The organism is Flavobacterium frigidum (genome assembly GCF_048286795.2).
In genome coordinates this window covers 13665-39644 of record NZ_JBLVPT020000001.1, presented here as the reverse complement: position 1 = coordinate 39644, position 25980 = coordinate 13665, and the positions used below count along the sequence as shown (strand labels likewise).

At 32.7% G+C, this 25980-nt stretch carries 25 protein-coding genes, 2 tRNA genes and 1 pseudogene; 19 read left to right on the top strand and 9 right to left on the bottom strand.

Translation table 11 applies throughout. The features are described 5' to 3' along the window. The first annotated feature begins 52 nt into the window (after positions 1 to 52). The 4 genes from ACNQGB_RS00200 to ACNQGB_RS00185 all read left to right on the top strand — a co-directional run bounded on the left by ACNQGB_RS00200 (position 53) and on the right by ACNQGB_RS00185 (position 3699). Positions 53 to 907: a leucine-rich repeat domain-containing protein gene (locus tag ACNQGB_RS00200; RefSeq protein WP_417946642.1), complete on the top strand. Its 855-nt coding sequence runs from the start codon at positions 53 to 55 to the stop codon at positions 905 to 907. 738 nt (positions 908 to 1645) lie between these two features. Next, entirely contained in the window at positions 1646 to 2170 is a 525-nt protein-coding gene (locus tag ACNQGB_RS00195; protein ID WP_417946643.1) for a hypothetical protein, read from the top strand. Beyond that, positions 2170 to 3126 carry a hypothetical protein gene (locus tag ACNQGB_RS00190; protein WP_417946645.1) on the top strand — a complete coding sequence of 319 codons (957 nt, stop codon included), beginning with the start codon at positions 2170 to 2172 and terminating at the stop codon, positions 3124 to 3126. Before ACNQGB_RS00195 ends, ACNQGB_RS00190 begins: the two co-directional genes overlap by 1 nt. Positions 3127 to 3162: 36 nt before the next feature. Further along, positions 3163 to 3699 (top strand): hypothetical protein, encoded by a 537-nt coding sequence (locus ACNQGB_RS00185; protein WP_417946646.1) that lies wholly within the window; start codon positions 3163 to 3165, stop codon positions 3697 to 3699. Positions 3700 to 3834: 135 nt separating this feature from the next. Here the strand turns inward: ACNQGB_RS00185 and ACNQGB_RS00180 are convergent. Both ACNQGB_RS00180 and ACNQGB_RS00175 read right to left on the bottom strand, forming a co-directional pair. Further along, positions 3835 to 3907, bottom strand: a tRNA-Met gene (locus ACNQGB_RS00180). A gap of 34 nt (positions 3908 to 3941) precedes the next feature. Further along, positions 3942 to 4014, bottom strand: a tRNA-Met gene (locus tag ACNQGB_RS00175). A gap of 117 nt (positions 4015 to 4131) precedes the next feature. On the opposite strand from ACNQGB_RS00175, the gene era reads away from it, so the two are divergent. The 7 genes from era (at position 4132) to ACNQGB_RS00140 (ending at position 11273) form a co-directional block, all read left to right on the top strand. After that, a complete protein-coding gene (era, locus tag ACNQGB_RS00170; RefSeq protein WP_417946648.1) occupies positions 4132 to 5013 on the top strand; it encodes a GTPase Era in 882 nt (293 codons plus the stop codon). 460 nt (positions 5014 to 5473) lie between these two features. After that, on the top strand, positions 5474 to 6784 hold the full coding sequence (gene der, locus ACNQGB_RS00165; protein ID WP_417946650.1) for a ribosome biogenesis GTPase Der: 1311 nt from the start codon (positions 5474 to 5476) through the stop codon (positions 6782 to 6784). Between the two features lie 99 nt (positions 6785 to 6883). After that, the gene (locus ACNQGB_RS00160) at positions 6884 to 7366 is read left to right on the top strand and encodes a hypothetical protein (RefSeq protein WP_417946652.1); all 483 of its coding nucleotides are present in this window, start codon (positions 6884 to 6886) and stop codon (positions 7364 to 7366) included. A gap of 56 nt (positions 7367 to 7422) precedes the next feature. Next, on the top strand, positions 7423 to 8211 hold the full coding sequence (locus tag ACNQGB_RS00155) for a hypothetical protein (RefSeq protein WP_417946654.1): 789 nt from the start codon (positions 7423 to 7425) through the stop codon (positions 8209 to 8211). 110 nt (positions 8212 to 8321) lie between these two features. Beyond that, positions 8322 to 8732: a hypothetical protein gene (locus ACNQGB_RS00150; protein ID WP_144889162.1), complete on the top strand. Its 411-nt coding sequence runs from the start codon at positions 8322 to 8324 to the stop codon at positions 8730 to 8732. Between the two features lie 519 nt (positions 8733 to 9251). Further along, positions 9252 to 10250: a hypothetical protein gene (locus ACNQGB_RS00145; RefSeq protein ID WP_417946656.1), complete on the top strand. Its 999-nt coding sequence runs from the start codon at positions 9252 to 9254 to the stop codon at positions 10248 to 10250. Between the two features lie 369 nt (positions 10251 to 10619). Then, positions 10620 to 11273, top strand: a complete 654-nt coding sequence (locus ACNQGB_RS00140; RefSeq protein ID WP_417946657.1) for a SatD family protein — start codon at positions 10620 to 10622, stop codon at positions 11271 to 11273. Between the two features lie 537 nt (positions 11274 to 11810). Here ACNQGB_RS00140 and ACNQGB_RS00135 read toward each other — a convergent pair. The 6 genes from ACNQGB_RS00135 to ACNQGB_RS00110 all read right to left on the bottom strand — a co-directional run bounded on the left by ACNQGB_RS00135 (position 11811) and on the right by ACNQGB_RS00110 (position 15938). After that, on the bottom strand, positions 11811 to 12554 hold the full coding sequence (locus tag ACNQGB_RS00135; protein WP_417946224.1) for a DUF2490 domain-containing protein: 744 nt from the start codon (positions 12552 to 12554) through the stop codon (positions 11811 to 11813). Between the two features lie 79 nt (positions 12555 to 12633). Next, a complete protein-coding gene (locus tag ACNQGB_RS00130; RefSeq protein WP_417946227.1) occupies positions 12634 to 13443 on the bottom strand; it encodes a TPM domain-containing protein in 810 nt (269 codons plus the stop codon). Continuing rightward, complete coding sequence (locus ACNQGB_RS00125; RefSeq protein ID WP_417946229.1) at positions 13440 to 13877, bottom strand: TPM domain-containing protein; 438 nt, start codon at positions 13875 to 13877, stop codon at positions 13440 to 13442. The genes ACNQGB_RS00130 and ACNQGB_RS00125 overlap by 4 nt, the downstream gene beginning before the upstream one ends. A gap of 9 nt (positions 13878 to 13886) precedes the next feature. Beyond that, positions 13887 to 14486: a LemA family protein gene (locus ACNQGB_RS00120; protein WP_417946232.1), complete on the bottom strand. Its 600-nt coding sequence runs from the start codon at positions 14484 to 14486 to the stop codon at positions 13887 to 13889. A 68-nt stretch (positions 14487 to 14554) separates the two neighbouring features. Then, positions 14555 to 14887 (bottom strand): MerR family transcriptional regulator, encoded by a 333-nt coding sequence (locus tag ACNQGB_RS00115; protein ID WP_091165014.1) that lies wholly within the window; start codon positions 14885 to 14887, stop codon positions 14555 to 14557. A 73-nt stretch (positions 14888 to 14960) separates the two neighbouring features. Further along, positions 14961 to 15938 carry a M23 family metallopeptidase gene (locus tag ACNQGB_RS00110; protein WP_417946235.1) on the bottom strand — a complete coding sequence of 326 codons (978 nt, stop codon included), beginning with the start codon at positions 15936 to 15938 and terminating at the stop codon, positions 14961 to 14963. A 339-nt stretch (positions 15939 to 16277) separates the two neighbouring features. Between ACNQGB_RS00110 and alaS the strand changes: the two genes are divergently transcribed. The 6 genes and pseudogenes from alaS (at position 16278) to ACNQGB_RS00080 (ending at position 23271) form a co-directional block, all read left to right on the top strand. Then, positions 16278 to 18959 carry an alanine--tRNA ligase gene (gene alaS / locus ACNQGB_RS00105; RefSeq protein WP_417946237.1) on the top strand — a complete coding sequence of 894 codons (2682 nt, stop codon included), beginning with the start codon at positions 16278 to 16280 and terminating at the stop codon, positions 18957 to 18959. Between the two features lie 285 nt (positions 18960 to 19244). After that, positions 19245 to 19982 carry a hypothetical protein gene (locus tag ACNQGB_RS00100; RefSeq protein WP_417946239.1) on the top strand — a complete coding sequence of 246 codons (738 nt, stop codon included), beginning with the start codon at positions 19245 to 19247 and terminating at the stop codon, positions 19980 to 19982. Between the two features lie 238 nt (positions 19983 to 20220). After that, positions 20221 to 20550, top strand: a pseudogene (locus tag ACNQGB_RS00095) (DHHA1 domain-containing protein); the annotation flags it as partial. Positions 20551 to 20815: 265 nt separating this feature from the next. Further along, a complete protein-coding gene (locus ACNQGB_RS00090; protein ID WP_417946240.1) occupies positions 20816 to 21571 on the top strand; it encodes a hypothetical protein in 756 nt (251 codons plus the stop codon). A 126-nt stretch (positions 21572 to 21697) separates the two neighbouring features. Beyond that, complete coding sequence (locus ACNQGB_RS00085; RefSeq protein ID WP_417946267.1) at positions 21698 to 22648, top strand: GSCFA domain-containing protein; 951 nt, start codon at positions 21698 to 21700, stop codon at positions 22646 to 22648. A 2-nt stretch (positions 22649 to 22650) separates the two neighbouring features. After that, positions 22651 to 23271, top strand: a complete 621-nt coding sequence (locus tag ACNQGB_RS00080) for a DUF4230 domain-containing protein (RefSeq protein WP_417946241.1) — start codon at positions 22651 to 22653, stop codon at positions 23269 to 23271. Between the two features lie 70 nt (positions 23272 to 23341). On the opposite strand, the gene ACNQGB_RS00075 is transcribed toward ACNQGB_RS00080, so the two are convergent. Beyond that, positions 23342 to 25099, bottom strand: a complete 1758-nt coding sequence (locus ACNQGB_RS00075; RefSeq protein ID WP_417946243.1) for an aromatic amino acid hydroxylase — start codon at positions 25097 to 25099, stop codon at positions 23342 to 23344. 249 nt (positions 25100 to 25348) lie between these two features. On the opposite strand from ACNQGB_RS00075, the gene ACNQGB_RS00070 reads away from it, so the two are divergent. Next, positions 25349 to 25666: a hypothetical protein gene (locus tag ACNQGB_RS00070; protein ID WP_417946245.1), complete on the top strand. Its 318-nt coding sequence runs from the start codon at positions 25349 to 25351 to the stop codon at positions 25664 to 25666. Further along, positions 25663 to 25956, top strand: a complete 294-nt coding sequence (locus ACNQGB_RS00065; RefSeq protein ID WP_309756209.1) for a type II toxin-antitoxin system RelE/ParE family toxin — start codon at positions 25663 to 25665, stop codon at positions 25954 to 25956. Before ACNQGB_RS00070 ends, ACNQGB_RS00065 begins: the two co-directional genes overlap by 4 nt. The last annotated feature ends 24 nt before the right edge of the window (positions 25957 to 25980 follow it).

Sequence of the window (25980 nt, the reverse complement as noted above, 5' to 3'; positions counted from 1 at the left end):
TTAGCCTTTAAGGTAGTACTTTTAAGTGTTCTTAATAATTAAATTAAGTGTTATGAAAAAGATAGCTGCTCTATTTTTAACTTTATTGTTTTCATTTTCAATGTATGCTGTTGTATCACAAAATGAAAAAGATGCATTAATAAAATTGTATCATGCTACCAATGGTAGTCAGTGGGAAGTAAAATGGGATTTAGCAGCGCCGATCGCAACTTGGTACGGTGTTTCCCTTCAAGACGACAAAGTAATCGCTATTGTATTACAAAATAACAATCTAATTGGTGAACTTCCTCAAGAAATATTAAAACTTGTACACTTACAAGAATTAGATTTACATAAAAATCAATTAACTGGTACAATTCCTTCTTCTATCGGAAAGTTAAAAGAACTAAAAGTTTTAAATCTTTCTTTCAATAGATTAACCGGAACAATTCCGTCCTCAATTTGTGATATTAGTAAATTGAAAGATTTACAATTGTATATGAATGCTATTACTGGTGAATTGCCAATGCACATAGGGGATTTGAAGCTATTAGAAACACTTTCGTTATACAATAATGAGTTAGTTGGACAAATTCCAGTTTCTTTGTATGATATTAAAACATTAAAAACACTACTATTAAATAGCAATAAACTTTCTGGAGTATTGAGCAATGAAGTACAGAACATGGCTTCACTCGAAAACCTTAGTTTATTTGATAACAAGATGAATGGTCAAGTACCTCTAGAGCTTGAAAAGTTAGATAACTTGAAAGAAATGAATATATCTTATAATATGTTTAATGGTTTAATTTCTAGAAATTTAGCGATTTTAGATACCTTAAACATGACGATGTTAAATGATAAAGGAGTAGCGGTTTTATTAGAGGTTAGTACTAGTAAAAACACAGCTATAGCTTCAGAGGATTAGTTTAGTTGATACAAAGAGTTTGCACTACTCTTTAATTTTGCATATTTAGTTGTTTAATAAATTAGTTTTCTAAACCTGTGATTTATTCACGGGTTTTTTATTATAAAAAAACGAGTATTTAATAGTTGTTGATTAGTTGTTATTTTTAAAGTAACTGATAGCGAAACCAGTAAATGTGGATTGATACAGCTTAATGATTTTAGATTTTTAAAGATATAGTGAAAGTTTTTAGTGTAAAATAGAAATGAGAAGCTTTTTAACGCATAATTTATTTCATACGAATTCCCCCGCTCTTCGAAAAATATCTTATCAAAAGCTGTGCGAATGTCTCCGACTTCGCACCCGCAATATGAATAAGCTTTATTAAATCTATGATAACCGCAGATTCGCAGATTAATTAATACCATAATCTGCAAATTTGTGGTGAAAAAATATTTTAAATGGCGCTAAGTTGGCGACATTTGCGAAGCAGCCCGCAGTCTTTGAGTAGGTTTTTTTGAATACTTCGAGCAGCTGTTTTTTTATTTAGTAGGTAAATAATTATATTTGAAAATTAAGCAGTTTTTTGTACCAGAAATGTTGAATTTTATGGTTATTCATTTAATATAGCCACGTTTCAAACGCTTTATTTTCTTTAATTAAGTAGGCAGGCACTCGTTGCAAACGAGCACCAGAGGGTGTTAAAATTGAAGACTTAACTTTCAAAGTCGATAAATTAATAAAAAACATTGATTGCAAATGAAACTAATAGAAAAATCTTATTGTATTCAAACTGAAATTTTTGGTGATGGTTCTGAAAAAATTAAAGAAGGGATAGTTTCTATAAAAACAGAATTAATTAGACCCTCAATTAAATTTTTAAATTCAGATGGAAGTATTATATCTTCTAAAAAAAGGAAGACTTATCGAAAAAAAATAATAGTTAATCCATTTGTAGATTCAAATGAGTATTTTAATATAAACGAATTATTATTTTTATCCAAAGCATATGGATTTGAAATTGAAGAACATACTATTCATAAAGGTTATTTTTTAAGTGTTTTAAAAATCAATTCATTATATACTACTCCTGGAGAAATTATTTTAATTGAAGAAGAAGGGAAAGAATATATATTAATTGAATTTAGTAGATGGAGCTCAGAAAAGCAACCTCGTAGTGCAGGAGAAGATCAATTAGGAGAAGATATTAGTTATATAGTTGGCATATGGGAAAATCCACTATTAACAGACGAGATAATCGCAAAAATTAAAAATAAAGGATAATGAAAAACAAATTAAAATTATATTTAACATTATGGGTTGTGTTATTTACATTCTTAAATGTAAATGCACAATGTGAAATTATAATGAAATTCTTCAAAGATGACGTGTATACATCTAAAGAACTTGTCGCTTTCGCAGAAAAAAATCCACAAAAAGCATTTGATTCCTGGAAAGTATTATCTAATGAAAAAGCTAGTCTTGCAAAAAATCTAGAAGAACTTAACCTTGTTTCAAAGAATTTAGATGAAATTGGTAAAGCTGGTGGATATTTGAAGTGGAAATCTCTGCAAGAATTAGTACAAAGACTTACAGCACCGTTAAAAAGTACTTATGATGACATTCTTCGATCTGGAGGAAGCGTTGTTGAAAACAATGGAATTCTAAAATTACTAAGTAAAAATGGTAATGAAGTTGCACAGATAACATTCGGAAAAATCTTACCAAATAAATATTTTGATGATGTTGCAAATAGTGGAGCAACTCCAATTGGTCAGCCTACAAACGGTTATCAAGTATTTAAAAAAGGTGATGATTTAGTGGTTAAGCGTATGCCTGATAAATCGGCTTATTCTTCTAGTGAGTTAACAGAACTAACACAACATCCTAATGCACACGTTTTAGAAAGACATGGACATGATGTAACTGATGAAGCATTAATTAAACGTGCTAATGATGGTATTGCTCCTGATGGCTCTCATATTGGCAATACTATGCCATATACAAAACCTCCTTATAGTTCAAAGTTTGAGAATCCACAGCAACTACAAAAGGCATTGAATAATACAAAACCTGGTACTGCTGCTTTTAATTCTGCACCAATAACAGGAAGTAACACCAAAGTAGTTTATCATACATTGACTGATGGTAGTACTTATGGTAAAGGAGTTCCAAAGGATGGGCAAGTATTCCAGCAATCAACTAAAGTTAGAGCTATATCAGCAAGCAGTATCAGGTGATTGGCAATTATTAACCATGTTTCCCGATTTTTAATTATGAAGAGTTTAACGAATTTAATAAATGCTTTAGCCGCCTTTATGGAAGCCAATTGGCTTCCATATGAGGACAGTATAGGAAGTGTTAATTGGTCTATTACAAACGGTACTATCAATAAAGAAAAATTAGTATCAGAATATTTAGCAGTTACATCAGAATTGGGTTTTGATTGGAAAAATTTATCAACGGAAAGTCAATTATTAATAACTCCTGAAAATTATTCAAATGAGGACATCAAAAATTATATAAATTTTTTACTGCAAGATTATTTATTTCCTGAGAAGGCTATGGCCGATAAGGAAATTGAAAACTTAAGTGGTGCAGTTGAAAGAATCCTTGGCGAATATAAATTAAATGACGGTTGGATGTATTCGTATGATTTATTTGATGAACTTAAAAAGCAAGAGCTATTTAAAAACTTAGAATATTATAATCTTTGGAAACTGCCCTTTGTTAAAAAACGAATTTTACAGAAATGTATTGAAAATAAAGACCGAGAGATAGGACATTTAAAATACAACGATAGTCCAATCTAGTGAAACTCACTCTCCTTAGGCTGTCTTATCAAAAGCTGTGCGAATGTCTCTGACTTCGCACCCGTAATCTGAATAAAGCTTTATTAAATATAAGATAAACGAAAAAAGCTTCGGATTTCTCTGAAGCTTTTCTAGTAGCGGGAACAGGACTCGAACCTGTGACCTTCGGGTTATGAGCCCGACGAGCTGCCTACTGCTCTATCCCGCGATGTGCGTTTTGTAATCTCAATAAGGCTACTTAGTAGCGGGAACAGGACTCGAACCTGTGACCTTCGGGTTATGAGCCCGACGAGCTGCCTACTGCTCTATCCCGCGTTGTTTCGGGTGCAAATGTACAACGAATTTCTGTATTTCCAATTAAATTTTTAAAAAATGTTTTATTTCATCTATTAACTTGATATGACTACCTTTGTGCCATAAATTATAGTAGAAATGTCACATAAAGCAGGTTTTGTAAACATCATCGGGAATCCAAATGTTGGTAAATCAACATTAATGAATGCCTTTGTTGGAGAAAGATTATCAATTATTACTTCAAAAGCACAAACAACACGTCATAGAATCCTAGGAATTGTAAACGGTGAAGATTTTCAAATGATCTTATCGGATACGCCAGGAATCATCAAACCAGCCTATGAAATGCAGGAATCCATGATGAATTTTGTTAAGTCTGCTTTTGAGGATGCTGATGTGCTGATTTACATGGTCGAAATAGGCGAACAAGAGTTGAAAGACGAAGCGTTCTTCAATAAAATTATTCATGCTAAAATTCCTGTTTTATTGCTGTTGAATAAAATTGACAATTCGAATCAGGCGCAACTAGAGGAACAAGTGGCTTTTTGGACAGCCAAAGTGCCTAATGCCGAAATTTTTCCAATATCTGCCTTGCAAAATTTTAATGTGCCAGAAGTTTTTGGTAGAATTATTGAATTATTGCCAGAATCGCCAGCCTATTATCCAAAAGATCAATTGACAGACAAGCCAGAACGTTTCTTTGTTAATGAAACCATTCGTGAAAAAATATTATTGAATTACAGCAAAGAGATCCCGTACGCTGTAGAGATTGTAACCGAAGAATTTTTTGAAGATGAAAACATCATTCGTATTCGTTCTTTGATTATGGTGGAACGTGAAACTCAAAAAGGAATCGTTATTGGTCATAAAGGTGCTGCTTTGAAAAAAGTAGGAGTAGATGCTCGTCTTGATTTAGAGAAATTCTTTGGGAAACAAATTCATATTGAATTGGTGGTGAAAGTGAATAAAAACTGGAGAAGCAATACAAATATGTTAAGACGATTTGGATATAATCAATAGTGAATAGTTGGGAGTGAGAGGTGAATAGTGAATTGATTGTAATCTTTTATTTTTCACTTAACTACAATATTTAAAATCAGTACTAGAGTCAGTCTCTTATACTGATTTTTTTTTAGCCCAGATCGAAATGAAAACCCCGCAGAGAAAAAAGAATGTTGTTCCTGTGGTTGCAGAACGACCAGAGGAAGTTCCTGCAACCACATTGGAACTACTCCTTTTTGAGCGAGGAGTTGTAATGTAGGGCTGGATTGGCTTCTAAAAATTTCTATGTCCTAATTGAAGTGTGTTCTTAGGTAAAAGTTAGTGCCGAATTAGCGATTGATTATTAAATAGTTAAGTAATTTGAACGTCAATAAATCAGGTGGTTTAAAAATCTAATAATTCATTTTTTAACACTACCTTTGCAACCCGAAACTGCAGAGCGGTTGGACGGACGAAGTAAATATTTGAATAAATTATTATGAATAACATTGTTGCGATAGTAGGAAGACCTAATGTAGGGAAATCGACCCTTTTTAATAGGCTGATACAAAGAAGAGAAGCTATTGTAGATTCAGTATCTGGGGTGACCCGCGATAGGAACTATGGTAAAAGCGAGTGGAACGGAAAAGAGTTTTCTGTAATAGATACGGGCGGTTATGTGCGTGGATCGGATGATGTTTTTGAAGGAGAGATTCGCAAGCAGGTAGAACTTGCAATAGACGAAGCCGATGTTATCATTTTTGTTGTTGATGTTGAGGAAGGGATTACCCCAATGGATGATATTGTTGCCCGCTTGTTGCGTAAAGTGACTAAGCCGGTTTTATTGGCTGTTAACAAGGTAGATAACGCGATGCGTGAGAAAGATGCTATTGAGTTTTACAACCTTGGTTTAGGTGAATACTATACCTTTGCCAGTATTTCTGGAAGTGGAACAGGTGATTTGTTGGATGCATTAATTGATGCGTTTCCGGTAAAACCAGAACCAGTTCAAGAAGAAGTTGTTTTGCCTCGCTTTGCCGTAGTTGGACGTCCTAATGCTGGAAAATCTAGTTTTATCAATGCTTTAATTGGTAAGGAACGTTTCATGGTTACAGACATTGCGGGTACAACTCGTGATGCTATTGATACTAAGTTTGACCGTTTTGGTTTCGAATTTAACTTGGTTGACACTGCGGGAATCCGTCGTAAAGCTAAGGTAAAAGAGGATTTAGAATTTTACTCGGTAATGCGTTCTGTGCGTGCTATTGAGCATGCAGATATTTGTATTTTGATTATTGATGCTACTCGTGGTTTTGAAGGTCAGGATCAAAGTATTTTTTGGTTAGCAGAAAAAAATAGAAAAGGAGTTGTGATTTTGGTTAATAAATGGGATCTAGTTGAAAAAGAAACTATGTCTACCCGTGATTACGAAGAGAAAATCAAGCAAGAATTAATGCCTTTTACAGATGTGCCTATTCTTTTTGTATCGGCTTTGACCAAACAACGTTTGTTGAAAGCGCTTGAGGCTACTGTAAAAGTGTATGAAAATAGACAACAACGTATTGCTACCTCAAAATTCAATGAGTTTATGTTGAAAGTTATCGAAGCGTATCCGCCGCCGGCAACAAAGGGGAAATATGTAAAAATTAAATATTGTATGCAATTGCCTACGCACACGCCTCAGTTTGTATTTTTTGCCAACATGCCACAATACGTTAAGGAACCTTACAAACGTTATCTAGAGAATAAAATTAGAGAAAACTGGGACTTCTCAGGAGTACCAATCGATATTTATATTAGAGAAAAATAAATTAGAAAACCACTTCATAACGAAGTGGTTTTTTTTTTTTGTTTTAATTAAAATAAATATTTACCTACGAAATTGTTATATTTGAAGAAAAGTAAGAATATGAAAAATTTATTAATTTGGTTTTGCTTAGTCGGTAGTTCATTCAGTTTTGGTCAAAATAAGAACTTTACAATTGAAGACAAGCTTATATTTTGGAAACTTGTTTATGAAGATTCAACAAGTATATCTAATTTAAAGTCTAATCCGCGAATTGAGTTTTTAACAGATTCAACTGGAAGGATTAAAAAAACTAATTTTAATGATAAAAAACTTAATCAATTAACTGCAGAGTTTAAGATCGAATCTAAGAGAGGTAAGTATCGTGTATCAGTATTTAATTTTAAATTCTTTGTAGAGCCTGTTGGATTATATTCTGGAGGAATTTCAATGCAAACAATTTCAGAATTTACAATAGAGAAGTCTTTGATGAAAAAAAATGGTCAAATTAGAGAATCGTCATTAGGCTATAATTTGACCGAAACATTGAACCCGCATTTAGTAGAATTGTTTACGATTAAGAAATTAATTAAATCAGAATGGTGAAATAAAAAGTGAATTATAACTGAATTTATACCCCTAAATTTAAAGCTGATATTTTTATGAGAATTATAAAATGGCTATTTGGTAATAATAATGAGGACGCAGAACAAATTGAAAGTCAAGAAAATAATTTTGAGATTGTAAAACACGAAATTGAACCTGAAGCAATATGCCCTTATTGTAAAATAGTATTAAAGAAATTCCCAGTTAGAAAGACGAAATGTTTTAATTGCGGAAAGATTATTTATATTTTGAAATTCAATAATTATGCAGAAAAAAAACTTGTAACAGAAGAGGAAAAAAATAGTTATGAATTTGAACAAAAAAGAATTTCATTTAGAGATAGGTGGTTAAGCGAATTAAATACATTTGGAGTAAAAGAAGAGACATTTTACGCTAGAAAAAAAGAATTAATCTTAAAATCAGGTATTGAAAATAATGACAATGATGTTATTTGGTCATTATTTAATGATTTGTTAATTAAGAACTCAAATGATTATCATGCACAATCAAATTTATATCTCTCTATGGCTATCTACTTATTCCAAGAGGGAAAGCCCTTTGATTATTTGTTAAGAGAAAAATGTAAGGCTGACCTAAAAAGAATGCATTTGGAAAGTTTAGAATCTAGATTTGTTTCTGTTGTTCAAATTATAGCTTCTTCAGATGGTCATTCACCTGCTTGTGGAAAATGTCAAAAGTTAGACGGAGTACAATTGACTTTTGAAGATGCATTACTAAAAATGCCTATTCCATTGAAAGATTGTGAAATTACAAATGGTTTTCACAGATGTTTTTATCATCCAAAAAACCTAAGAGATGAAAATGGTAGGTTAATGTTAAAATAAAATACGAACGATAGCGGAACGCCTTTTTTTTTATTTTAATATCACTAAAAATGGGTATTGTAGCTACGTTCTTGAAAAGCGTACTTTGTAATATATAAAAAACTAACAGAATGAAAAACACGTTAATATTTATCTTCATTTTATTTTGCTCAACAATAAATGCACAAATAAGTTCTTATAACAAGGGATTAAAAAGTACTACTTTCATTTTCAACAATTGGTTTTTAAATAAGGGTGTAGAAACATTTGCAACGAAACCAACACCAGTTGGTTATAAACAAAGTTATGACGAATTAAAAAACGTACTTGCACACTTTGATTTAGATATTATGGAAGCAGAAGTTGATAAATCACTAATTGATAAGAATATTGATGGATTGAGAGATTTTCACAATTTAAGTATTTCTTTATTTCTTGAAAATTCTGTAATCACAATGGCATGGAGAACCAATGATAATTTTCAAATTTTTTGGGGATGTACAAATGAGATGAATATAATTTTGATCAATAAATTAAAATGATTCCACAATTAAAATAAACCAATTAAAACCGTTCAAAAGTGAGCGGTTTTTTTTATTTCAAAAATGAGCATAAAAAAACGGGAGTTGTTCACGCTCCTGTTTAAAGTTGTTAAATAAGTTAAAACATTGTAAAAATGAAATATCTGTAAATATCTGTACCTTATTTGTACTTTTATATTTTAAGTAATTGATTTTTAGTATTAAATATTTATATTAGAGAGAAATAAGAATAGAAAACCACTTTGTAAAGAAGTGGTTTTTTTGTTATCACAGATGCTTAAAGCCTAAGATTTTATTTTTGGGCTTTTTTTGTTTGTATTTGAACCAATTAACAGATTTATTAACCGTTTGTAGATTTTTTATTTTACTATAATTATTGTAGTTATATTCGTAAAAATTAGAGCTATTGTATTGGCATGAAGCTATCTGTATTAGGATAGATTGGATTTGTTTCATGGCAAGTATTTATTAGGTGATAGCTTAACAAACTGAAGAGAAATCAAAACCGAAATTTATAAAATGACCGTATTCGAAAAACTTAAAGAAGCACAAGAAAAAAGAAAAAAAGCTATTCCTTCTCAAGTTTTTTTTAATCATTTTTTTGCTGTATCATATCATATTGAATGCAATACAGAACGTTTTGATTTGAAAAAAAATGCTTTTTTTAATGGTTTAAAATTGAGGAATGAAAATTTTGATTTGGATACCATTAGAAAATTATTGTGGAATTCGTGGAGCACAGAATATGCTTTTACATTAACAACTTTGGCGAATAATGAAGAATTTTATAAGTTTGCTTTGCATTGGAACTTTCCACAAGCTTATTATTCAATTTATCTTTCATTAACTGCATTTCACGAAACTCAAGGATTAGCAAATGAACAACACGAAAAATCAATAAAAATATTTGGAAACTCTATAAAAGACGGACATTATCCAGAAGCGATAAGTTTTTTTAGTAAAGGGTTACACGAACAATATGAATATGTCGGAATTGAAACATTTAACGGTTTTCCAAAAGATTGTTGTGGTTTAACGAGAATTCAATCATTAGATGAAGCTCAATTACAAATTGCATTGTTTCTCAAATCTACACGAAAAAAAATAGCCGAAAATAAAAGAGAGAAATTAAAAAACAATAAAGACAAAAAGTTTCTTAATGCAAAAGGTGAATTCAGAAAATCATTTTCAAAAAATCATTGGAATTTAATCTATCAAACAATTCCCGAAACGACAATTTTGAACATAATGTATCGATTGAGAATAAAGGCAAATTATCACGATGTTGAAACTTTTATAAATGCAGATATAGATTTCAAAACATTTCACGAATCTTTAAGTAGTATTATTTATTATTTAAATTTTGTTCACGAAGCTTATATTTGTAAAGTTTTAGGGAAAATAGACTATGAAAAAATATTACATAGTTTTCCTGGTCATTTGAATAAAGAAACTGCTATGAAAAGATACTCTGAATTTGAAAAAATAATTGAAGTTAACAAAAAAGCCATTAGCTAACACACGCGACAAGTAATTTGGGTTTTAGGCTTAATTTGAAATTAGTTTTGTATTTGGAATGATTTGGCAAATCCGAAAATAGGTCTTGATTTAATTCCAAACCCGCTGTAGTGCGAGAACCATAGTCCCGAAGAAATTCGGGATTTTTTTTAGGATTTATTTTTCCAATTTAAACGATGAAAAACACTCAATCGAATAATATCACGATCAAAAAAGTCACCGCCGCTAGCTCGCCTTTGATAGCTGTTGAGGTAGCCTAACTCATATGAAAAATGGTTGCTGGCTTGAAAATATTGCGAAATTTAAACAATAAATGCGTTTGTTGCATAATTAATGCAATTTATGTAATTTTGTACAAAACACGCAACAATGGACTATGTAATTTTAATGGCAGATATTCTTGAAAGCCGAGAAAAGGATGCTAATGAATTGATGTTGGAGTTTAAAGAAACTGTCAAATATATTAACGATAAATGGCAAAAAAGTATAATTTCTCCACTAACGATTACATTAGGTGACGAGTTTCAAGCAATTATTGATACTGTCGAAAATGCTGTAAATATTATCATTGAAATAGAAGAATTCATTATCGCAAAAGGATTCACTTTCAAACTTCGTTATGTTTTAAATTTTGGAAAAATAGAAACCAAAATTAATCGAGAAATAGCTTATGAAATGTTAGGAGAAGGCTTAACTGATGCAAGAAAAGCGTTAACCGATTTGAAAAACTCAGAAAGTCGATTTCTAATAAAATTTAAAAAAGAGGATTTGAGAATTGAAAAAATGTTAAATGATACGTTTAAGATATTTCAATATTATATTGACTCTTGGAAAGTAAATGATTATAAAATAGCTAGCAATTTTATCATGCATGATGACTACAAAGTTATTGCTGATAAACTTCGAATCAATCGATCAACTGCATGGCGTAGACGAAAAAGTCTCAATATAGAGGAATTTGAAACTGTAAAACGAATAATCAATAATTTAACTTATCTATACGAGCATGATCTTCCTAAGTAAAATTTTAGTCTTTGTAATAATATTTATCAGTGGAGAATTTTTATTCAATTTTACTTGGTTTGCATATCTCAGGAAATAGTTTGAGAAGAGCGTAATTGCACAAGAAAAAGAGATAAAAAATGAAAATAACAATAAGAAATTTCTTCACTTGAATATTTCAACCTTCAAAGGAGTTATGGAAAGATTGATTATTTCAGTATTTTTAATTTCAAATTTTCCTCCAATTTTGATAGTATTTGGTACCTTGAAATTAGGAACTAGAATTTCTGAACATAAAGAGATTAAAAATGATTACTTTCTTATTGGAAATTTAAGCTCCATTTTGGTTGCACTAATTTATTTTTATGCCTTTAAACATTTTTGTATATAAAAACTTCGACTACCAACGGTTTACTTTAATAGATACAAATCAATAAATATCACGTTCGATTTTCAGCTAGAAAATCTATATTAGCAAGAAAAAAATCGTTCCACGCAGCCGCTAATGCGCCAAGCCGCAGAACTATTGTCCCGAAGAAATTCGGGATTTTTTTTGGACTAGACTTTTTTGTTTAGCTTAATCTTATGAAAAACACTCAATCGGATTATATCACGATTAAAGAAATCAACGCCGCTGGCCCGTCTCTGGAAACTATTGAGATAACCTAGTTCAAACGCTATATTTGAATTTAAACCATAGTGCAGTGCAGTATAAATTCGGTTTTGATCAAAGGTATTTTTTATTTTATTGCGACTAACATTAAACATAATTTCATCAAACACTACAGCTTTTAATAGTTGTTTGTTTTTTTGCCAAAAAGTATAATCAGCTTGCAGTCGGTACCTGAAACGCCATGAAAAAATGGTTCCCGGAAGTAGCATTTCTTTATTAGCATTGTGAATGAATCGTTCTTCTACTTGAAGACGTTGATTAATTCCAAATTTCTTAACAGTTTTTTTCCAAGTAAGATCTTGCTGTCCTCGGTATTCAGGAATATTAAAATTTGGATTTACCTCTGGTATTTGGGTGTCTACAGAGAAATAGGCAAAGCCCACTCCAGCTTCTAAATGCTCATTTATCTTGTATCGCCCTTGTATCCGGGCAACAAATACATTTTCTTGTATGGGTTTCAAAAATACTCTATTGTCAATTTCAGTATGCAACGCCCATTTTTCATTAAAGAATAATTGATTGTAGTATCGAGTCCAAAGTATGTTTTGGTGGTCAACGTTTTTACTAGTTTGGGCATTTGTGGGTAGCGTTTTAAAAATAAGGAGCAGAAAAAGATAATAAAACTTCATTGGTTTTTATTTGCATCAAATATAAAAAAAAATACCCTATCGTTTTGATAGGGTATTAATATTTTATAAAATCAAGTTATTACCAGCTTCCACCAGATCCACCGCCAGAGAAACCTCCACCGCCAAATCCACCGCCAAAACCGCCGCCGCCAAATCCACCACCAGAGGAACCACCGCCGAAACCGCCTCCGCCGCTGTTTCTTCCAAGGCTGCTTAAAATAATGACATCCAATAAACTTGGGCCTATGCCACCTCCTCTGTTTCCAGAATTGCCACCACCTTTATTTCTGGATATCAGTGCGATTATGATGATTATAATTACAATTAAAGGTAAGATAGGGAATCCTTTATCTTTGGTTTTTTTTACACGTTCTCCTTTGTATTTACCCTTTAAAACTTCAAAAAGTGCATCAGAACCTTTGTCCAATCCGTTATAATAACTTCCAGCTTTAAATTCGGGTGTAATTATATTTCTAATTATGTTAGCAGTTGTTGCGGCAATTAAGCGATCTTCAACACCATAACCAGGGGAAATCCATATTTTTCTTTCTGTTTTAGCAACAAGAATTAAAACTCCGTTGTCTTTTTTAGCATCGCCAATTCCCCAAGTTTGCGCCCAATCGGTTGCAACCGTAGCAATGTATTCTCCTTTTATATCATTAACAGTTATTACAACAATTTGCGTTGTGGTAGAATCAGAATAACGAACTAATTTTTCTTCTAGCTGCGATTTTTCAGTTGAATTTAACAGATTTGCATAATCGTAAACCGAAGTTTGAAAATCGGGTTTCGGCGGAATTGTAAATTGGGAGAAACCCATTTGCGAAAGCAAAAGGCCTAAAAATAATAGCGGAATTAAGAACGATTTTTTATGTGTACTTTGTATCATCCTTTAGATATTTCGTTCGATAATTCGTCAGTGTCATCAACTTGATATGGAAAGTAGTGCTTCAATTGTTCACCAGCTTTTAAAATTCCGTCAATTAAACCCTGTTTAAAATTACCATTTTTAAATTGCGATTGTATACCGTCTTTAGTAGTATCCCAAAAATCTGGCGCTACTTTTTCGTTAATTCCTATGTCACCATAAATTACAAAATGTTTGTCTTTTACAGCAACATATATCAAAACGCCATTAGAATCTTTGGTTTTATCCATTTCCAATAGATGAAAAACTTCCACAGCACGCGTAAACGAATCTGTGGAAGTCGATTTTTCTATATGAATTCTAATCTCGCCAGAAGTATTTTTTTCAGCTATTTGGATAGCGTCAACAATTTCTTGCTCTTCTTTTTTAGATAAAAAATCTTCTACTTTTGACATTTTAGTATGTTATTTAGCTTCCTTTTTGTCAAAATTGAATTCTACATTAGGCGCTTTTTCTGCACCTTCAACCGATTTGAAATATGGTTTTTCTGCAAATCCAAAAATTCCTGCAAACAAACTATTTGGGAATGTTTTGATATGCGTATTGTATGGTTTTACAGCTTCGTTAAAACGAGTTCTTGCTGTAAGAATTTGATTTTCAGTACTTGTAAGCTCCGCTTGAAGATTTAGAAATCCTTGATTGGCTTGCAAACTTGGGTAATTTTCAACGGTAACCAATAATCTAGATAGCGCACTTTGATTTTGACTGAATTTCTCCAATTGTTCAGGCGTAATATTAGTTGGATCTACAACTGTTTTAGTTGCATTTGCTCTTGCTTGAACAACAGCTTCCAAAGTACCTTTTTCATATTCTGCAGCACCTTGTACCGTTTTAACTAAATTCACAATTAGGTCGTTTCGTCTTTGATATGTTGTTTCAACATTTCCCCAAGCTTCTTCGATGTTTTGATTTAAAGTTACCGCAGTATTATTAATTCCTTTAACCCAGCTGTACATCACAAAAATTACAACTGCTACTATAATCCAAGGCAAAAATCTTCTCATGTTTACTTAATTTAATGTTTATTATTTAGTTTTTATTTATTGCTTTTGAGCGGGTTGTGTTAAACAATTTAAAGCTCGTTTTTAATATTTGTTAATTGTGTGCGTATGGTTTCTAATTTTCGAATAATTTCAAACTTATCCAAGGTTTTCTTTTGTCCTTCTTTTAAATGGGTTTTGGCACCTTCCAAAGTGAATCCTCTTTCTTTTACCAAGTGATAAATCAATTGTAAGTTGGTAATGTCCTCCGGCGTAAACATTCGATTGCCTTTTGCATTCTTTTTGGGCTTTAAAATATCAAATTCATTATCCCAAAAACGAATCAATGACGCATTTACATCAAACGCTTTAGCTACTTCGCCAATGCTGTAATACCTTTTATCTTTAGAAAGTTCAATGTGCATATTTCTTTATTTGACTTTTAATGCTGCTACCTGTAAACTTTTTACTCCTGCACTTGATCACCCTTTTATAGTATTAATCAAGCGATTGGTTCTCTTGATTGGCTAATTGTGCAATAACCACATATTCTACTGCTGAAATATTCCCGTAATAAAAATTAAGTGGATTCACCACTTTTTTATCCTTCAACACCTCGTAATGCAAGTGAGGTGCTTCAGAGCGCCCCGTGCTCCCTACATATCCAATAACGTCTCCTCGTTTTACCCGTTGTCCTGCACGAGCTTTATATTTACTCAAATGTGCGTATAAAGTTTCGTATCCAAATCCGTGCCGAATCACTATATGATTTCCATATCCAGAGGCGGTATTATCTGCTTTTGCTACAACTCCGTCACCAGTTGCATAAATAGGAGTACCCGTTTTGGCCGTAAAATCCATTCCTTCATGCATTTTTCTTGCTTTGGTAAAAGGATCGGTTCGGTATCCAAAACCTGAAGCCATTTGTTTTAAATTTTCATTTTGAACGGGCTGAATAGCCGGAATAGCTGATAAAAAATCATTTTTTGCCTCTGCCAATTTCAAAATAACATCTAACGATTTGGACTGTATGGCTAATTCCTTACTCAAAACGTCTATCCTTTTTGTGGTATTAATGACCAACTGCGAATTATTATATCCTTCTAGTAGCTTATACCTGTTTTTTTCCTGAAATCCTGACTCCCGAACTGAATCTGGAATAGCAGCTTTATTGAAATAAACTCGATACAAATTATTGTCTCGATCTTCAATTGCCTCAATAACACCGGTAATCTGATCCATTTTTTTGTTCAGTAACGCATAATTCAATCTCAAATTTTCAATTTCGCGTGCTTGCAATCGATCTTTTGGCGTTTCAAAATAAGGAGTATTCAATAAAATTATAAAACTCAAAAAACCAAACAATACTGCTGCCAATAAAAAAAGAACAATAACACCCAATTTTCTTCTTTTTCGTGTTTTTATTTTTCTGTACGCTAGATTTTCAGAATCGTAATAATATTTTACTTTCGACATATTTTAAAATACCCTATTTTTACACACTGTAAGAGGTTAGACGAACAAATTTAAGAAATGTTTCATTCGCTCCACCTTTTTTTTAGGAATAAATAAATTAATGTGCCTATTCCAGCTATTCGTTGCAAGTTCTCGTCTTGAAATCTTTTTTTCTATTGAGTCTGCAGGAGCTTCCTGCGGTCGCTCTGCCCACTCAAGAAAAAATAGATTTCAAAACTTCAAAGCTTTCCACTTTTATCTGGGGCAAAAAAATAAAAGATTTGAGGATTAAAAGATTGAAAAATTTCAATCCTAAACAATCTTTAAATTTTGGAATCTTTAAATATTTAAATTAAACCAATGACATCACAAGACGTACGCAAGCAATTTCTGGAATTTTTCGCATCAAAAGGACACGTAATCGTTCCTTCGGCTCCTATTGTTCTAAAAGATGATCCAACCTTAATGTTCAACAATTCAGGAATGGCTCAGTTCAAAGAATATTTTTTGGGAAACGGAACGCCAAAAAGCAACAGAATCGCCGATACGCAAAAATGTCTTCGTGTGTCAGGAAAACATAACGACCTGGAAGATGTAGGTTTTGATACCTATCATCACACGATGTTCGAAATGCTAGGCAACTGGTCTTTTGGTGATTACTTCAAAAAAGAAGCCATCAACTGGGCTTGGGAACTTTTGACAGAAGTCTACAAAATTCCAAAAGAAAACTTGTACGTTTCTGTATTCGAAGGGAATCCCGCCGAGAACGTACCATTCGATCAGGAAGCTTGGGATATTTGGAAGGAATTAATCGACGAAGACCGTATTATTCTTGGAAACAAGAAAGACAACTTTTGGGAAATGGGCGATCAAGGACCTTGTGGACCGTGTTCAGAAATTCACGTTGACATTCGTTCAGCAGAGGAGAAAGCTTTAGTTTCAGGAAAGAGTTTAGTAAACAATGACCATCCGCAAGTAGTAGAGATTTGGAACAATGTATTTATGGAATTCAATCGTAAAGCCGATGGCTCTCTCGAAAAATTACCTGCAAAACACGTTGATACCGGAATGGGATTTGAACGTTTGTGTATGGCTTTACAAGGAAAAACTTCCAATTATGATACGGATGTTTTTACACCACTTATTGAAAAAGTAGAACAAATTACGGGATTAAAATACACTACCAATGATGTCATTCTGAACGCTAGTGAAGAATCTGAAGAGCAAAACAAAACTAATATCGCTATTCGTGTAGTGGTCGATCACGTTCGTGCCGTAGCTTTTGCTATTGCCGACGGACAATTGCCGTCAAACACAGGCGCAGGATATGTAATTCGTAGAATTTTACGTCGTGCAATTCGTTACGGATTTACGTTTTTGAACACCAAAGAACCTTTCGTTAATCAATTAGTTGGCGTTTTGGCGAATCAAATGGGAGAATTTTTCCCAGAAATTAAATCGCAACAACAATTAGTTACAAATGTAATTCGTGAAGAGGAAGCTTCTTTCTTGAGAACAATTGAGAATGGGCTAAATAAGATTAATTTTCATATAGGATTAATCCAAGGGTTAAAAGAAGAAGGAGCTCATCCAGAAAAATTAATTAACGGTAATCTTGCGTTTGAACTTTATGACACTTATGGTTTTCCACTTGATTTAACAGAGTTGATTGCTAGAGAAAATGAATTCTCGGTCGATATTGAAGGATTTGAAAAAAATATGCAAGAACAAAAAATACGTTCTCGTGCCGCATCTGAAGTTTCCACCGAAGATTGGTCGGTTTTAATTCCCGGAAATGTAGAAACTTTTGTAGGTTACGATCAATCAGAAAGTGACGTGAAAATCACTCGTATTCGAAAAGTGGATAGTAAAAAAGATGGAGTTTTGTACCAAATCGTTTTAGATAACACCCCATTTTATCCAGAAGGTGGAGGACAGGTTGGTGATAAAGGAACGTTGGTTTCTGCCAATGAAACGATCGAAATCATCGACACAAAAAAAGAAAATAACCTGATTTTGCATTTTGCAAAACAATTGCCGGAGAATATAAACGCTGGTTTTGTTGCTAAAGTAAATCAGGATCTGAGAGGCTTGTCTTCTAGAAATCACTCGGCTACGCACTTGATGCATCAAGCCTTGAGAAGTATTTTGGGAACTCACGTAGAACAAAAAGGATCTTTGGTAAACCCAAACTATTTGCGTTTTGACTTTTCGCATTTTGCTAAAATGACAGAAACCGAATTGCAACAAGTAGAAGATTTTGTAAATGCAAGAATCCAGGAGCAATTACCACTTATAGAAAGAAGAAGTATTCCTATTCAGCAAGCATTAGAGGAAGGCGCAATGGCGTTGTTTGGAGAGAAATATGGAGATACGGTGCGTGCGATTAAATTTGGCGAAAGCATGGAACTTTGTGGTGGAATCCATGTAAAAAATACGGCTGAAATCTGGCATTTCAAAATCGTTTCTGAAGGAGCAGTTGCTGCTGGAATTCGTCGTATAGAAGCCATTACAAGTGATGCGGTAAAAGCATATTTTGCTTCGTATGAAAATACATTGAATGAAGTAAAAACAGCCTTGAAAAATCCTCAGGATATTTTGAAAGCCGTTCATTCGATGCAAGAAGAAAATGCCAAATTAAAAAAACAAATGGAGCAATTGTTAAAGGAAAAAATCGATGGATTAAAAAATAAATTGCTTTTGGAATTTCATGAAATTAACGGCGTTAATGTTTTAGATAGACGCGTGGAATTATCTATGAGTGCTACTAAAGATTTAACACAAGCACTAGGAAACGCAAAACCAAATTCATTTGTTGTTTTAGCTTCTGTTGAAGATGGTTTACCAAATATTCATTGTTATATTGCTAAAGATGTGGTTGAGAAAAAAGGTTTAAATGCAAATAAAGTAATCAAAGAATTAGGAAAATATATCGATGGAAATGGTGGTGGTCAACCCTTTTTTGCGTCTGGAAAAGGAAAAAATGTAGCTGGAATTACTGAAGCATTAAATAGTGTTGCTAGCATTTTGATTCGTAATTAATAACTTTTACATCTGATTTTGGAAAAAAACACATCCGAGATTTGGCGGCGGACAACCGTTTTTTTGCAACAGCAGGAGGGAAAAATGCAGCAGGAATTCAACAAGCTTTAGAGAAAGTAATTGATTTTGTGAAGTAGAGTCTAGATTAAATTTATTTTCATAAGTTTGGATAGTAAAAACCCAAAAAAGTGTCTTAACTTTTTTGGGTTTTATTTTAAAATGAGTTAGGTTTTTTATTTAAATAGCATTTAATTTGTAAGAAATTTTTAATTAAAACCTTTTCAAATGAAAAAAATTTTATCCTTATTTGGTGCTTTTATAGTAGTACTTACGTCCTGTACGAATGATGATTCTGAAGAAAAATCGCTTTTACCTAAAACACAGATATACACGAATGCCTCTCAACCATTGGAGAATAATTCAATAACATATTCTTATGATGCAAACAAAATTGTTGATTATACGTATGATGACGGCAGTAAAGTAGTGTTTACTTATACGGGAGAACTTATAACAAAAGCAATTTATACTGAAATAGATGGAGCTAACGTATTTTCAACAACTACAACTTTTACGTATGAAAATAATAAATTGAAGTCTTTTTTGGAGGTCCCAGAAAACGCAAAAAGAAGAAAGAAAACTTATACTTATAATGCTAACGGTACAATCTCAACAATTACAGTTTTAATTGATCCAATTACACTGCAAGAGACAAAATATGAAACTAGCATATTAACTTTAGATGCTAATGGTAATGTAATTAAAGCGGAGTTTGATGATTTAGTAGATATAGTTGATTATGACACTAATAACAGCCCTTTTAAAAGTATAACAGGTTACACTTTGTTGTTAGATTCATCTATTTTTGATCAGGAAACTAACTCAGTTAATAATATCTCAAAAGTTACAGAAACAAAGATGGGATTTTCTGCGAATACTTTTAATTATGTAAATACATATAATTCTTACAAATACCTAATTAAAGCTGTACAGGGTGATGAAACTTACGAGTACACGTATTAATAAAAAAAGTGTTGTAAAAGCCAAAGCCCTTTCATGCAGATGAAAGAGCTTTGGTATAGTTTAAGAAATTCCTAAATTGTACCCGATTGTATTTTAAAACTATTTTTCTCTCACCAATCTGCTGTCGCCAGATGGCTTAGTACAATTTTTTTTCTTTCAATAGTGTCTCGTTTTTATATTGTTTAATAATTTAGCCTTATTAATACTAAGATTTTATCATCATGCATACTAGTTAAAAAACGGCATACAATTCTTAGCAAAACAAGTCGATTTGAGTCCGGAAGGAGCAAAAGATTTGGCGTATGAATTAGGGAATTTAGGGAATAACTTATTTCTGGTTTTGGCAACAGTGAATCCCGAAGCTTCGGGAGAAAAACCAATGTTAACGTGTTATGTTTCTAAAGAATTAGTGGCAGAGAAAAACCTAAACGCCGGTCAAGTAGTACGTGAATTAGGTAAATTTATACAAGGTGGTGGCGGTGGACAACCGTTTTTTGCAACAGCAGGAGGGAAGAATATTTCGGGTATTCCTCAAGCTTTAGAGAAAGCAATTGATTTTGTAAAGTAGGATTTATATTTTTTATCATTGAAACCCTTTTAGAACTTAAATTCTAAAAGGGTTTTTTATTACAGGTAATTACAGGGTTGATTGTATGTAGTTGTTATGCAAGTGTTTATCGATAGTAGTTTATCGATAATATTGGGCTTGTACCGATAATTATTGCGGTATTTACTTTAAATCTATAATTTTAAATTCGTTGCTGGATGTGATGGTGTGCTAGCAGAATGACTTTATTTTATGTAAGATGAAAAAATCAAAAAATATATTTTGGATGCTATCACTTTTTATAATAGCATTCTATTCATGTTCTAATGAAAATGTTAGTAGTCAAAAATTGCTACAGAAGATGGTGGAAACTACAGAAGATGGTCTTTCAGAAACAACTTTGTTTGCATACGATGGAAACAAAATAACTTCAATTAACAGTGCTAATAGTCGTACAGCTTTTACATATACTGATGGTCTCATCTCCAAGATGGTATTGCTGAATAAGAAAAATAAGATTAAAGAGATAATTGAATATTCATACGATCTAGGTAATTTAGTTCAAGTTGAATCTGAGGGGAAGTATATTATCAAATACATTCATAATCCAGATAAAACGATTGCTTATGAACGATTTTCAAGTACTACAAACAATCAAATACGTAAAGAATATCATGGTATTTTATCTATCGAAAATGGTAATTTAATGTATGACAAACGAATTTTTGACAATGTTAAAGAAGGATTAATTGTTAAAAACAATAGGACTTTTAAATACGATCAAAAAATCAATCCAATGTTGGATATTTTTGGTTTTGAAAAGCTTTTAACCTGCGATGATTTAATGTCTGTCAATAATAGTCTAATGAGTATTGTAGAGGATAGCACTATTTATCCGAATGATCAAATTACTTCTTCTGCTAAAATGCACATTACTTTTTTTAAATATGATGTTGCAGGATATCCTTTAGAAAAAATTTCAGAAACAGCTGTGTTATCAAATGGGAAAACGGGATATCTAAAAACAGAATATTTCTATTAAAAAAAATGTTATCAAAACCCTTTCATTGGTGCCAAACGATGAAAGGGTTTTTTGTACTTATGAAAAAAGATTTAAATTCAATTTTATTGTTCAAAATAATTGAAATTTGCATTAAATAAAACGGCGATGCATTTTAGAACTCAAATTCCAATTCCTAAAAGTAGTTCCACTTTAGACTATAATTCCAAAATAGTTTCATTAGGCTCCTGTTTTGCTGAAAATATGGGAGATAAATTCCACTATTATAAATTCCAAAATTTCATAAATCCGTTCGGAATCATTTTCAATCCAGTTTCTATTGAAAAAATTATCCACAAAGCCGTAAATGGAACATTATTCACCGAGGAGGATGTTTTCTTCTTTAATGAACGCTGGCATTGTTTTGATGTGCATTCTGATTTGAGTAATTCAAGTAAAGAGGGATTATTAAAATCATTAAACTCCATACTCGAATCAACAAATCAGCAATTAACAGAATCAACACATAGTATCATCACGTATGGAACTTCATGGGTATATCGGAATTTAGAAAGGGATGCCATTGTGGCGAATTGCCATAAAGTGCCACAAAAACAATTTAAGAAGGAATTACTTTCTGTTGAAGAAATAGAAAAGAGTATTGCAAATACAATCAAATTAATTCATTCTGTAAATCCAAATGGTACTATTTTTATTACGGTTTCGCCGGTGCGACACATCAAAGATGGTTTTGTTGAAAACCAATGGAGCAAAGCCAATATAATTAGTGCGCTTCATAAGACATTTGACTTTCGACTTTCGAAAATAAATTACTTTCCCAGCTACGAAATCATGATGGATGAATTACGGGATTACCGCTTTTATGCCGAAGATATGTTGCATCCCAATCAAGTGGCAATCGATTATATCTGGAAACGTTTCGTAGAAACTACTATTTCTGAAGCTGCTTTTGCTGTGATGGAAGAAGTAGAAAGTATTCAAAAAAGCCTGTCACACAAGCCTTTTAACCCAAATTCTGAAAGTCATTTAAAGTTTGAGTCCAAAGTCAAAGAAAAAATCACTACATTGGAGAATCAATATTCATTCATGAAATTTTAGTTATGCTTAAAAGAATACTTATAGTGGTAGGAGTTATAGTTGGAATATTTTTATTGTTTAAAAATTGCGATTTTAAAAAAAATGAGGATCAAGACATCACCTATAATACGAATTTAATTCAACAACAAATCCTAAACGTAGGGAAATTGGTTGTAACTGAAGGGCATTTTTCTGAGGTTATTACCTATAAAAATCAGCAAAAATACTTGATGGATATGCTTTCTTTTGAGAAAAAAGCGTTAGTAATTGTCAATGCTGATGTCACCGTTGCGTATGATTTGCACAAAATGAAATACGACATTGATGAGGTCAACAAGACCATTACGATTGTAAGCATTCCTAAAGAAGAAATTAAAATCAGCCCGGATATTCAGTTTTATGATGTAGAGCAAAGCAAGTTAAATCCATTTACGGGAGACGATTACAATAAAATTAATAAATCAGTAAAAGCGAACTTAGCCAAAAAAATTGAAAAATCGTCCTTAAAAACGAATGCTCAAAATAGATTAATTAGTGAATTGTCTAAACTATTAATCACAACGAGTCAATTGGGTTGGACTTTAAAATACGAAGGAAAAGTTATCGAAAGCGAGAAAGATTTTGGAAAGCAAATAAAATTATAATTAAAAAAGGAACCGCAAATTCACAAATTATAAGAGTTGTCTAAAGTTTGTGAATTTGTAGTTCCTTTTTTTAAGCTTTCTCTTTATCAAAAATCAAGTCTAAACCACCTGAAATTAAATGTGCCACTTTGGGTCTTTTTTGTTTTAATTGATCCAGATAAACCATTATTTCCTGAAGTAATTGAGGTTTGTTTCGGTTTTTCAAAAGCTCAGTAATCTCAATGGCCAACAACCAATCCTTTGGATGATTGGTAACTAATTTTTCAAAAATTGGAGCTAATGACGTTTGCGTATCATTGGTTACTCTTATGTTTCGAACCGTTTGGTATAAAATTTCAAGATCATCACGTTCCGCAGAATGTTTGGCTTTAATCGTTTTGCTAGACGGAAGATGTGAAATCAAGTCAAAGCTATTTACATCGGCTGGACCTGAGAAAGCAGAAGTCACTTTCTTTCCTACAGCCATATCATAAACGCCCCATTCTGGTTGAAATAAAACGGTTTTGCCGTGAGTCACAATACAATTTTTAAAGCGAATCAGCGTGATTTCTCCTTGTAAGTTTCTAGAACCTGTAACAATCTCACCTTCAACAATAATACCGCCTTCAAACTCCAGCTTCACTGTTTTAGATTCTAAGATATCGTACGCATTTAGATCTTTTGGACTCATGTCTTCAATAGCAAGATTGATTCCTTCTAATTTTCCTATCGGGCTTCCAAAACCTTCTGGGTGTGTCGAAGTTCCATGTCCTACTAGTTCTTTTTCTCGGTAAGCTAACGCTGTTTTTCCAGTTGTTTGTATGTAAATTGGTTTGCCTTCATACTCAATAACCGAGCTGAAAATCCCCGAAATTTGTAAACCGGTACTCAATTCAATTGTTCCCAAAGCATTCGAGTCTATCAATTTATTAATTCCAGATAAACCACCGGTGCGCAACGCCATTTTATTCGCAAATTCCTCTAAAACCAAATTCAAATACGCAAATGTAGGCGTAACATACAACTGCGGTTGGAGTTTAGTAATATCAAAATTTTGTGTAGCAGCCGAAATATCATAAGGAATTTTAGTAACCTCAGGAGTCATGCAGTGCGCACTCTCGCCTATAGATGACAGCAATCCAGCACCATAAATCTTTGGATTTTCTACCGTTCCAATCAATCCGTATTCCACCGTCCACCAGTGAAGGTTGCGTATTTGGGCCATCTCAGACAGTTCTCCCATATTATGCTGCAAATGCTCTACTGCTTTTTCAGCGGCATCAATCGTAGCTTGTGGCGTATCCTCGGCCTCTTTCACAATCGAAAGCAATCGGATAGCCTCATACATTTCGTAGTCTTTGTGCGAAGAGATTGCTTTGCAGCCTATCTCTCCAAAACGGCGTAAGTATTCTGCATATTCAGGATTCGCAATAATGGGTGCATGTCCAGCACCTTCGTGAATAATATCTGGTGCAGGTGTGTATTCTATATGTTCTAGTTGGCGGATATCCGATGCAATAACAAGCACATTATACGCTTGAAACTCCATAAACGCATTAGGCGGAATAAAACCGTCTACCGCAACGGCAGCCCAACCAATTTCGGTTAAAATCCGATTCATTCCGTACATACTCGGAATGTTATCTACTTCAATTCCTGTTTTCTTCAAACCTTCCAAGTACGAACTATGCGCCACTTTCGATAAATAATCTACATTTTTGCGCATCACATAACGCCATACTGCTTGGTTTATAGGCGTGTAATCGCTATAATCCTGAGGCTTAATAAATTGTCGTAAGTGTTGAGGCAATCGTTCTAATAACAGATTGCTTTCTATTGTTGAGTTCATATCGAAAACGTTGTAGTTCAGTTGCAAAAGTACGAATTTCAGGAGCTATTTCCCGCTTTTCATTGCAAGTTTTTGCAAACCCGTTAGTTTTTCCAAAGTTCATAAAAGAGCTTCCTCCGGTCGCTTTTTATAAACAAGAAAAACAAAAACGGCTTTCGCAAAAAGCTTTTCATTTCACTCGGGGCTAGGGAGTTCGGGTTCATGAAATAGTACCATTCAAATTTTATTAGGTTTTTCTAAGGGTTACAAATGCACGATATCGTCAGCTATACGGTGCGTTATAAAATTCGTACCTTTACTATATTAAATAAAAATAAAATGAATATTGAGGCATATAAAAACCAGATAATCGCTAAATTAATAGATGTTCAAGATCAGAAGCTATTAGAGCAAATAGAATCTGTTTTAAACGGAAATTCTGTTGTTGCAAATACTTTTGAAGGTAAGTCTTTGACTAAATCCCAGTACATAGAGCACATAGAATCTATTAGTCAATCTGTGGCAGATGGAGCAGAAACCTATACTTCGGAACAAGTTAGAAGTCATGTTTTATCTCGAAAGAAGTGATTGTAGTTTGGTCTCTGGAAGCTAAAAAATCGCTTTCTGAAATTTATAATTATATTTTTGAAGATAGTCCACAAAATGCAGAGAAAGTGTTGAATAAGATAATTGATTTGGCAGAGTCGTTGCAGGATGAGCGCTATGATTATGCAATTGACCCTATTATCAATAAAGAGAAATTCCGCCATATAAGTATTTGGACTTACAAAATCATATATGAGCGAACAACAAATAAAGTCTTAATTTTGGATATTTTTAACGGAAAACAAAATCCTGATAAACTAAAAAAATATTAAAAAATCGTAACGTTACTATTACGG